Origin of the sequence: Azospirillum formosense, assembly GCF_013340925.1 — a bacterium.
GTDB classification, from domain to species: domain Bacteria; phylum Pseudomonadota; class Alphaproteobacteria; order Azospirillales; family Azospirillaceae; genus Azospirillum; species Azospirillum formosense.
In genome coordinates, this window is the sequence record NZ_WHOR01000232.1 from 1 (window position 1) to 9,497 (window position 9,497).

Annotated in this window: 8 protein-coding genes; all 8 read right to left on the reverse strand. The window is 69.1% G+C overall.

What is annotated here, in order from left to right; all coding sequences use genetic code 11:
- The coding region (locus GBZ26_RS22815) for a phage tail tape measure protein (protein ID WP_174440816.1) at positions 1–6,834 on the reverse strand (6,834 nt) is incomplete at its 3' end.
- Positions 6,835–6,864: 30 nt separating this feature from the next.
- Positions 6,865–7,122, reverse strand: coding sequence for a hypothetical protein (locus GBZ26_RS22820; RefSeq protein WP_246653566.1), 258 nt, complete (start codon positions 7,120–7,122; stop codon positions 6,865–6,867).
- On the reverse strand, positions 7,119–7,490 hold the full coding sequence (locus tag GBZ26_RS22825; RefSeq protein ID WP_174440817.1) for a hypothetical protein: 372 nt from the start codon (positions 7,488–7,490) through the stop codon (positions 7,119–7,121). Before GBZ26_RS22825 ends, GBZ26_RS22820 begins: the two co-directional genes overlap by 4 nt.
- 70 nt (positions 7,491–7,560) lie before the next feature.
- Positions 7,561–8,046, reverse strand: a complete 486-nt coding sequence (locus GBZ26_RS22830) for a hypothetical protein (RefSeq protein WP_174440818.1) — start codon at positions 8,044–8,046, stop codon at positions 7,561–7,563.
- Positions 8,047–8,089: 43 nt separating this feature from the next.
- The gene (locus GBZ26_RS22835) at positions 8,090–8,488 is read right to left on the reverse strand and encodes a DUF3168 domain-containing protein (protein WP_174440819.1); all 399 of its coding nucleotides are present in this window, start codon (positions 8,486–8,488) and stop codon (positions 8,090–8,092) included.
- Positions 8,485–8,934, reverse strand: a complete 450-nt coding sequence (locus tag GBZ26_RS22840; protein WP_174440820.1) for an HK97-gp10 family putative phage morphogenesis protein — start codon at positions 8,932–8,934, stop codon at positions 8,485–8,487. The genes GBZ26_RS22835 and GBZ26_RS22840 overlap by 4 nt, the downstream gene beginning before the upstream one ends.
- Positions 8,934–9,284, reverse strand: a complete 351-nt coding sequence (locus GBZ26_RS22845; protein ID WP_174440821.1) for a phage head closure protein — start codon at positions 9,282–9,284, stop codon at positions 8,934–8,936. The genes GBZ26_RS22840 and GBZ26_RS22845 overlap by 1 nt, the downstream gene beginning before the upstream one ends.
- A gap of 3 nt (positions 9,285–9,287) precedes the next feature.
- Positions 9,288–9,497 (reverse strand): head-tail connector protein (locus GBZ26_RS22850; protein ID WP_174440822.1); only part of this gene is annotated, 210 nt, incomplete at its 5' end.

The following is a 9,497-nucleotide window of genomic DNA, read 5'->3' on the forward strand; positions in this document are numbered from 1 at the left end:
CAGGGCGGGCAGATCGCCAAGCACGGGACCTCCACCGGCCAGATGCGGCACCATCGGCATCCCTGCCCGCTCCGCCAGAAGGGCCGCCGCCTCGCCGATCCGGCCTTCGTTCAGCGCGGCCAAGGCGCCCGCCCCGGCCTTCCGCGCCGCCGCGGCACGGATCACCCACTCGTGAACGGACAGCCAGGCCGGAACATCGTCGCTGGTCTCCGTGCCGGGGCCGGATACCGGACCGCCGGTGGAGAAGCCAGCCCAGCCTGACCCCTCCCACACGCGGCCCTCACGCCATCCAGAGTCGTTGTAGTGAGCTTGCGGATTGCGCGTCGGGTCCTGCGCCCACCAATCCGCCACGTCGGCATAGCGCGCGACGTAGGTCGCCATTCCGGTGGACAGCACGGTCGGCTTGGCCCTGTTCAGCACCGCCGCCAGTTCGTCCGCACCCCAGCTGTAATTGCCGGTGATCGCCCGGACCGTGCTGACGGAGCCCGTGAGAATCAGGCGCCCGATCTCGTCAAGCTGCCGGATCATCAGGCTTGTGCTTTGCAGTTGGGTTGCGGCGAACCCTTGCGTCAGGTCCCGCATGACCGCCGTTGAGACCGTCTCGCTCACATCCCGCTTGATGGTCTCCGTCACCGTGCGGGCGGCATCCGCTGGCAGGGTGATCGGCGTCCAGGCGGACACCGCGTCGCCGTTCAGTGTGCGCGTCAGCAGCTCGGCAATGGCGCGCTGCGTGTCCGCCGGGACCTCGCTGAAATCGAGCTGCTCCACCCGCACGTCGCCGCGGTACCGCCCCATGACTTCGGCCACCAGACGGCGGGCATCCGGCGGCAGCATGGACCATTCGAACTCGTCCACCTTCAGGTCGCCGGCATAGCGGCCCAGGGCCTCGGTCAGGTCGCGCCGGGCGTCCGCGGGCACGCGGCTGAAATCCAGCGCCACCACCGACGCGCCGGACTGGAGCCGGGACAGCACCTCCGCGATGTTGCGCTGGGCATCCGCCGGCAGGGCGGTGAAGTCGTAGCCCTGCTCCGCCAGGGTCGCCAGTTTCTCGACAATGGGGCGCAGCGCCGGGTCGATCCGCTGGAGCACCGCCGGTTCGTAGATTTCGAGGATGCGCCCCTTCAGATCGATGTTCGCCGTGATCTGCGAGGGCAGCGTCACCAGCGCATCGAGGATCTTCTGTTCCCACGTCCGGACCGCCGGCAGGTCACGCACCTGCTCCTCATAGGCCCGCAGCATGGCGGCGGTCTCTTCGGACGCCTCGCCATAGATGGCGTTGTAGGTGTCCTCCGCCGTCTGCTTCGTCGTGGTCAGACGCCGCAGGGCCGCCTCCGCCACCGCCGGGTCGGAGTGGCGAGACAACGCCAAATCGCGGCGGAGCGCGGAGTCCACCGACCTGATGCGCTCCTCCGCCGACAGGCCGGTGGAGCCGCTGGCCCGCTCGCGGTCCAGGTCCGCCACGATGTCCCCGGCCGCGGAAACGAGCCGCTCCTGCGCCGCCGTCAGCGCCGCCGTCGCCGTCGCCGCCTGTTTCGCCTTGAGGGCCTGACGTTCCAGCCCATGCGTCCGCGCCAGATCGGCCCGATACGCCTCGTCGGTGACCGCCGCCAACTCCTGCATCTGCTGGATTTCCAGCATCCGCAGGTCGTAGGCATCCTGGGTCACCGCCCCCAGCGCCACCTGGGCGGCCATCTCGCGCATTCCCAGGTCCTGGGACAGCTTGTTGCGGACCTGATCGGCGCGGGTGTCCATCCACAGCGCGCCGGTGGTCTCTCCCATCTGACGGAGAGTGCGCCCCGCCTCGATAAGGCGTTGCATCCCCTCCGCGCTATCACCGAAGGAAATGGCGATGTCGCGGAGTTGCAGGCCCAGCAAGTCCATGGCCGGCTGCGGATCGCGGCCCGCCCCCATCAGGGCGACCGCCGATTTCCGCCAGCTCTCCATGGCGGTCAGAACGCTGTCCACGCCGCTCAGCCCGGACAGGGCGCGGCTGGCGGCGGCGTACAGCCGGTCGGTGGCCTTCCCCAGGCTGTCACCGAAGCCTTCGGTGGCAAGGCCCATCTCCGCGGCCTTGTCGCGGGCGGTCTGGAAATCAACCGACAGGTTCTCGATCTGCTGGCTGAACTCGTCGGCGCCGGCCTTGCCGATGGCATCGTAGGCGGTCCCGAAGTCAGTGGCGGCGAAAGCGAGGTTCGCCACCAGCTCCTCCACCGGCTTCCCGATGGAGAAATCCAGCGCCTTCCGCATGTTGTCGGCGATGGCCTTGCCTTCCGAGTCCTGCCACTCGGTGGCGCCATTCTCCATGAAGGAGGTGATGGCCTCACTGAGGAAAGCGGCAACGGCGGATTGCGGGTCGCCAAACTCCGCCTTCTTGCCGCCGATGTCGGTGATGAACCGGCCATCCTTCTCGAACAGCTCGAACGCGCCCACCGGCATGTCGTAGCTGTTCTTCATCTTGCCGGCGGCGGCGATGCTGTTCAGCGCCGCCGCCATCTGGTCCGCAAGGGTCTGCGTCTTGGTGATGTCGCCGCCCTTGTCCGCCGCGCTGGTGCCGCGCTTGAACTGGCCGCCTTCGTAGATCACGTTGGCGCGGCTGTTCGGGCCAACCGACGCTTTCTGTGTCCCGATGGCACCGGCGATGGCGCCGATGACCGCGCCGATAGCCGTGCCCCAGCCGGGCAGGATCATTGTCCCGTAGGCGGCCCCTGCGGCAGCCCCGGACGCGGCGCCCACGGCCTTGCTGTTCGTTTTTGTGCCGAGATAGCCGCCGACCATGTAGCCGGCGCCTGCCGCGCCGACGACACCGCCCGCCGCCGCACCGAGACCAACGCCAGAGCCGGCGATGCCCCCAGCCGACGCAGGGGCAGCGGCCAGCCCCGACCCGGCCCCGGTTACCGCCGCATTCGACATACCGCCCACAGCCGGCGACACACCCGCCGCGAACGCTCCACCGCCCTGAGCGGTGCCCATAGCAACACCACCAGCCCCGGTGATGCCTCCGACCGTACCGGCCCCGGCAACCGGCGCTATGCCCAGGTAGTTGGTCCCAAAGCTGTCCAGCATGTTGGTCGGCGACAGGCCCATCTTCTCAGCGGCCCAGGACGACGCTTGGTTCGTGCCCCAGTTCGTCAACTGACCGGTCAGGCCGCCCCCACCGCCGGAACCACCACCCGCCTCATCCCACAGCGTCGGCGAATAGCTCCCCAGCCCCACCGCGTTCTTAAAGGGGTTGATTGCGGCGAGCCGGATGAAGTCGCCCAGCAGCGAGGCGGCCATGCCGCGCAGGATGTTGCCCCACTTCAGGGATTCGCCCTGCCCCTTGACGATGGCGTCCACGGCGCTTTCGAGCGGGCGCACAACCCCGTCGTCCACCGCGTCGCCCAGCGCGTCCATGGCGTCGCGCTGCCGGCGGATGCCCAGCTCCAGCGCCGCATTCTGTTCCGCCTGCGCGATCTGGCCGTCTACGGTCCGCCGCTCCTGCTCGGACAAGTCCTCATAGGCCCGGCCCCGCTTGCGCAGGTTGTCCAGCACGTCCTGCCGCGCACGGGCCGCCGACGCGTCGGATTCCGACAGGCCGGACAGGCGGCGCTCCTGCTGGAGTTTGCGCGTGGCATCGTCCAACTGCTGCTGGTAGCGGGAAAGGTCCAGACCATCGGCGGACGCCTGCTGTTCGCGCAGCTTGGCGATGTTCTCCGCCAGGGCCTTGTTCCAGGCGGCGGTGTCCTCTCCGGCCTTCGGATAGGGCACCTCCTTCAGGGTTTGGGCGATGGCGGCGTTTTGCAGCTCCGCCTCCCGGCCCGCCGCCGCGCCCTTCTTCAGCGCATCGGCCAGCCGGTTGTTCGCCGCTACCTCCAAGTCGATCTGCCCGGCGAACTCGGCTTGGATGCGGACGCGGGTGGCGGATTCCTTGGCGGCCTCGTTGGCACGTACCGTCGCTTCGGACAGGCCGCGCAGGGATGCGGCGGCGACTTCGTTCTCCGCGGCGGCGGCCCGCTGCGCCGCCTCGCCCCGCCCGGCGGCGTCGGCGAGGCGGTTCGCCGCCGCAACCTGCAACGTCATCTGCGCCGTGGCCTGCGCCGTGGCGCCGGCAAGCTGCGCCTGTGACGATGCTTGGAGCGCCGCCCACCGCTGCTGAAGATCGGTGGGCAGGGTCCGCACGACGGCGCCGAAATCCTTCGTGGTGAGCAGCGCCCGGACGGTGGCGGCGTCAACGTCCGGATAGGTCCCGGCCACCTTCGCCAGCTCGATGCGGTTCTGTGCGTGCGCCCGCGCCGCCTCGGTCACCGCCCCGGCCAACAGCTTGTTGCCGAGCGCCTGACGCTCCAGGTCGGAGGTCTCGTCCTGGACGGTCGCCTTCCGATTGCCGGCAAAGTCGCTGCGCAGGGTGTTCGCCTGATCGCCGGTAATGGCTTTCTTGCCGCCCTCCGTGACCTGATCGAGCAAGGTCGCAAAGTCCCGCTCGAACCCCTTCGGCACACTCAGCGTTTGCGTCTTGCGGTTGAGACCATCCAGAGCGTTGGCAACCCCCGTCACCGCATCGCCCATCTGGGCGAAGCCTCCGGCGGCGGTCGTTGCGCTCTGCCCGGTCTGGGCTATCGCCGGAGCCGTTGCGGTCGCCGTGCCGTTCAACTGGCCCAGCTTGGCGTCGGTCTCCGCGATGTTCTGCCGGGCGGTGGTGAGCGGCCCCGCCCATTCCGCGAACGCCTTGGCGACGGGCCGCAGCCGTGCATCCTGCTTCGCCAGCTTCTCGATGGCGTTGAACAGGTCGGTGGCGCTGATCTTGGAATCGAGAAACTGCTGTTGCAGCTCCCGCGCCGGGGCGAAGACCTTGGCCGCCTCCTCTTTCGACAGGCCGGAATCGTAGGCCGCCCGATCAATCTTGAAGTGGCCCGCCCGCGCGTAGGTCTCCTGCTGCTCGACCGTGCGCTGGTTGGCCTCCTTGTCCGCCTCCAACTGCTGCCGGCGGAGGTTCTTCACCTCCTCCGTCATGTCGCGCAGCTTGCCCGTGCTGCCATCCACCGCCGTGCCGAAATCGCGCATTGCGGCTTCGTGCAGCCGGGTCGCCTCTTCGGCTTGCGTGGACTGCGTGGCGAAGTAGGCCACGGCCCCGGCGCCGACCATCAGGGCGGCACTGGCAGGCCCGCCGACAACGGCGGTCGCGGCGTTCAGACCGGCCATCGCGCGGGATGCCATGGTCGCGGCCACGCCCGTCCGCTGGAGCGCCGACGCCTGCGCGCCCTGCGCCATGGTGACGGCGGCGCCGGTCTCGGCAACGCGGGTCTGCGCGGCGGCAAGGGCGGTTTCGGCCCGCGTCAAGGCGACCGTGGACGTCTCCAACCGAGCCTGCGCGGCGAACTGCCCTGCCTTGCCGGCGGTGTTGCGCAGGGCGGCGATGGCGTCCGTCTGCCGGGCTTGCGCAGCGGCAAGGCTGGCCTGCGCCGACGCGAGCGCCCCCCGTGCTGCCTGATCGTCCGCCAGAGCCGCCGCGACTGCCGCCGCCGCGCCGGAGCGCATGGCCGCTTCCTTGGCGAAAAGGTGGCCGGTGGTCCCGGCCAAGTCCCGACGCATGGCGACTTGCGCGGCGCTGAACTCCGCCGTGGCCCGGACCGCGGCGGCCACCCCGCGCGCCGCGAAAGAGGCGGCCAGAACAGCGGCAGCCGTTTCCACCGTGCCGGTCACCGCCTCGAAATTGTCGGCGAGCGCGCGGGTCGCTGGCTGGATCGCCACCAGCAGCCGGTCGCCCAACTCGACGCGGTACAGCTCCGCCGCAGCCCGCACGCGGTCGGCGGATTTCTCCGCGGTTTCGGCCATCTTGTTGTAGGCCGCTTCGGTGGCCCCGGCCTTGTTCTGGAGCGCCGCCAGAGCGTCAGCGAAGGCCGTGGTGTTGGTGCTGCCCAGCGCCATGACCGGCAACAACGCCTCGACGCCGCCGAACAGGAGAGCCAGGGCCTCCGTATTGCCGTTGGCCTTGACCGCCACATCGGCCAGGAACCCGGCCAGCCCCTTGGACTGGAGGGCCGCTGCGTTGAACTGGAGCCCCAGCGCGTCCGCCGTCTCCGCGGCCTCCTGACTGGGCTTCAGCACCGCCGCGATCACGCTTCGCAGCCCGTCCATGGCCGTGCTGGTCTTAATGCCGCCGGCAGTGAGCGCGGCGGCGGCGGCCATCAGCTCGTCCAGCGATACGCCGGTCTGCGCCGCGATGGGCGACACCTGACCGATGTAGGCGGCGAGCTCCTGGATGTTGGTCTTGCCCGCCGCCGCCGCCGCGAAGAAGGCATCCGAGACGTTGGCGGCGCTGCCCGCGGCGGCACCGTAGGCGTTCAGGACGCTGGTCAAGCCGTCCGCCGCGGTCTGGACCCCGGTCACGCCACCGATGGCGAGCCGGTTGGAGGCGTCGAGCACCTCCACCGCGTTCGCGGCGGAGTAGGCGCCCGCGGCAAGGATTTCGTAGAGGCCCTTGGCCTGATCCACCGGCATGGTCCCGAACTCGCGGGCCATCGCCTTGACCTGGGCGGTATAGCGGCTCATGCCGGCGGTGTCGTTCAACAGCGTGGACACCTGCGCCATGCCGGTCTGGAACCGCATGGCCGAGTCCGTGGCCTGCATGAACTCACCCGCCAGATCACCGCCGAACTGAAGCCCGACCAAGCCCAGCAGAACGTCGCGGGAGCGCAGCGCCACCGCGTTCAGCCGGTCGAACGCGGCATCCATCCGGGCAAGGCTGCGGTCGGCACGCGCCGTGAACTGGTCGATCCGCTGTTCCGCCGTGCCCAGGTCGCGAAGACCACGGGTGTCGGCACCGACGCGAACGGAAAGGCTGTCGATTTCAGTCATGGCGCATCCGGAAATGAAGAAGGCCCCCGATCACTCGGGAGCCTTGTCTTTCTTGAAGGCCGTCAACGCGGCCCTGATCTTGCTTTTCAATTCGGCTTGGCTTGGCGGCTTCTTCCGCCGCCGCTTGCGCGGCTTGGCGCCGGGCGTGGTCGCCGCGAGGAAATCGGCCTTCGCTTCCAAGGCACGTCCGATTACCGGGAACGGGGTGTCGTCCGCCACGTCGGGCGCCCATCCCAGCCAGCCCATCGCGTAGCCGGTCATTTCCTCGGCATACTCGTCCAGGCTCAAGCCGCCGCCGCGTTTCCCTCCGCGGGCTCCGCCTCGGCTTTCGCCTCCTTGGATTTCGGCACCTTGCCGCCACCGGAGAGGAAGCCGAGATATTGCAGAACCAGCGGCGCGACGAAGGCCAGCCCGGCATCGAACACCTCATCTTCGGTGGCCTCCGCCTCCTTGCCGACGCGGCCCGACGCGGCATTGACGACAGCCACTACAGCCGTAAAATCGAAGGCGCCGACCTTCGCATAGGCGTCGGAGAGACCGCCGAAGTGTCGGCTGATCGCCTTCGCGGCGCGGGCGTTGGCCTTCAGGTCCACCGAGCGTTCGTCTTCCCCCAGGAAGATCGTCATCACGCCGTCAACATAGGCGGGGTTCTTCATCTCATGTCTCGCTGTTTGGAATGAGAAAGGACCGGCGGCCACGAACAGCCGCCGGGTCAGGCCGGGCCGGTTACGGGCCGTCGTCCGCCGCAACCTCCAGCGGCTCACCGTCGATTTCCAGACCGACGCTCGTTTCCACCACCTTGTCGGGACCGCCGATTTCGGTCGTGTAGGACATCACGAAGGCCGGCATGTAGATGCGGGTCGGCGTCGCGCCGGCACCCGCCGGCTTATCATCGAACTCAATCTTGACGTTGTAGGCGTGCTGCCGGTCGGCGACGGCGGCCTTGATGGCGGTCTGTCCGGTGGCGGTGGGGATGCGGGCCAGCTTCAGGGTGGTGGAGCCGTGGTCCACAGTGCCCTTTTTCTTGCGCACCGTGCCGCCGGCCAGAGCCTTGTAGGACACCTTCTCGAAGGTCGTGCCGAAGGAGCCGATGTCCTCGATCTCCTCGACCTCCACCCAGGTCAGGGCCTCGTACTCGGCCTTGGTGTCGCACGGGGTGCTTCCACCGATGAACAGGCGCGTGCCTGCGCTCGATACTGCTTCGCCGCTCATGGCGGTTTCTCCTACTGTATGGAATGCGGCCAAGCCGCGGGGGTCACGGGCGCACCAGCGCCCGGATACGGATCAGGCCATGACGGGTGCGCCCGTCCGGCTCGATGAAGCTGTGTTCGAAGACGACGCGGACCGCTCGAAGCCCGATCCCATCCAGGGGCAAGCGCTTGCGGTTCAGCGCGCCACGGATCAGGCCCAGGACCCGTTCGCATTCCTGTGCCGACGATCCGGTGGGTTGGTCCCAGACGTGAATCGTAAGGTCGATGTCTTCGCCGGCCACGGCCAAGCTGTCCCACGGCGCGATCGTCTTTTCACCGACCACGACATAGGGAAAGGCGGTCTCCGCGGGCGCCTGCCCGTCGAACACCTTCACAGCGGCACCGACCGCGGCGCGGACGGCGTCCACGGTCGCGACCTGCAAGGCCCAACTGGCGTTGCTCATATGAAGCTCACCCGTTTGATGGCGCGGTTGATCGCTTCGGCGATGGCCCTGCCGACCCGGCGCCGGTTGAGCTTGAAGGCGGGCAGCAGGAACGGGCTGGCCGGGGCGCCCGGATGACGGATGACGCCACCCTTCGGCATCGTGATCGTGTGCGGCGCCACGCCGAACTCCACCAGATGCGCATGGCCGGCACGGCGACGTTTGCCCCAGGACCCGATACGGGCGGTCAGGCCGTCCTTCGTCAGCCGATAGCGCAGCTTGGACTTCAGTTCGCCCGTAGCGTAGGGGTGGGCGCCGGGCGCCGGAGCGCGCTGCACGGCGTCTTCCAGGATGGCAAGCGCGCCCTCCTCCACCACCTCGCGGATTTCCTTGCGGATCGCCGCGGGGAGCTGGCGGAGCCGGCGGCGGAGACGCTGGCCGCCGATGACGCGGGAGCGCCGGGCCATCAGGTCGGCACCCCAGTTTCGCAATCGATCACGGCGAAGCGGGCCGGCGGGCCAGGATCGGCCACGGCACGGATGTTGAGGGTTTGACCGCGCCACACCACCCGCATGGTGGTATCGAGCGACAGGCCGTCCACCACCTGCCGGTAGATGCGGAAGTGGACCATGGACGTGGTCTCCTCCCGCATGGCGGCAGAGCGTTCCCTTGCCCCGTCGACCCACCGTTCCGCCCAGGCGGAGCCGACGCGCGCCCAGACCTTCCCATAGCCCCCGCCGGGAAGTTCGGTTTCGGTGGCGCGTTCGAAATGAATGCGCTGGTTAAGGTCACCGGCACCCGTTTTTCGGACAGACACCGGTCAGCCCTTGAACACATGCGGCGCCAGCAGGGCCGACACGCCCAGCGGCAGATCGGAAGCGACGGCGCCGACGATCACCCCTTCGCGGTGCGCGTAGAGGTGGCCGACGAGCAGCAGCACCGCCGCGATGATGTCGCCCGGCACATCGTCCGCCGATGCATAGCCGGCGGTGAAGGCCACCTTCACCCGCCCCGCCCGCCTCGCCACCGG

Excerpts from the sequence above, each read along its gene's own strand:
- GBZ26_RS22825 (WP_174440817.1), bottom strand. The coding sequence starts at position 7,490 with ATGAAGAACCCCGCCTATGTTGACGGCGTGATGACGATCTTCCTGGGG.
- GBZ26_RS22830 (WP_174440818.1), bottom strand. The coding sequence starts at position 8,046 with ATGAGCGGCGAAGCAGTATCGAGCGCAGGCACGCGCCTGTTCATCGGT.
- GBZ26_RS22835 (WP_174440819.1), bottom strand. The coding sequence starts at position 8,488 with ATGAGCAACGCCAGTTGGGCCTTGCAGGTCGCGACCGTGGACGCCGTC.
- GBZ26_RS22840 (WP_174440820.1), bottom strand. The coding sequence starts at position 8,934 with ATGGCCCGGCGCTCCCGCGTCATCGGCGGCCAGCGTCTCCGCCGCCGG.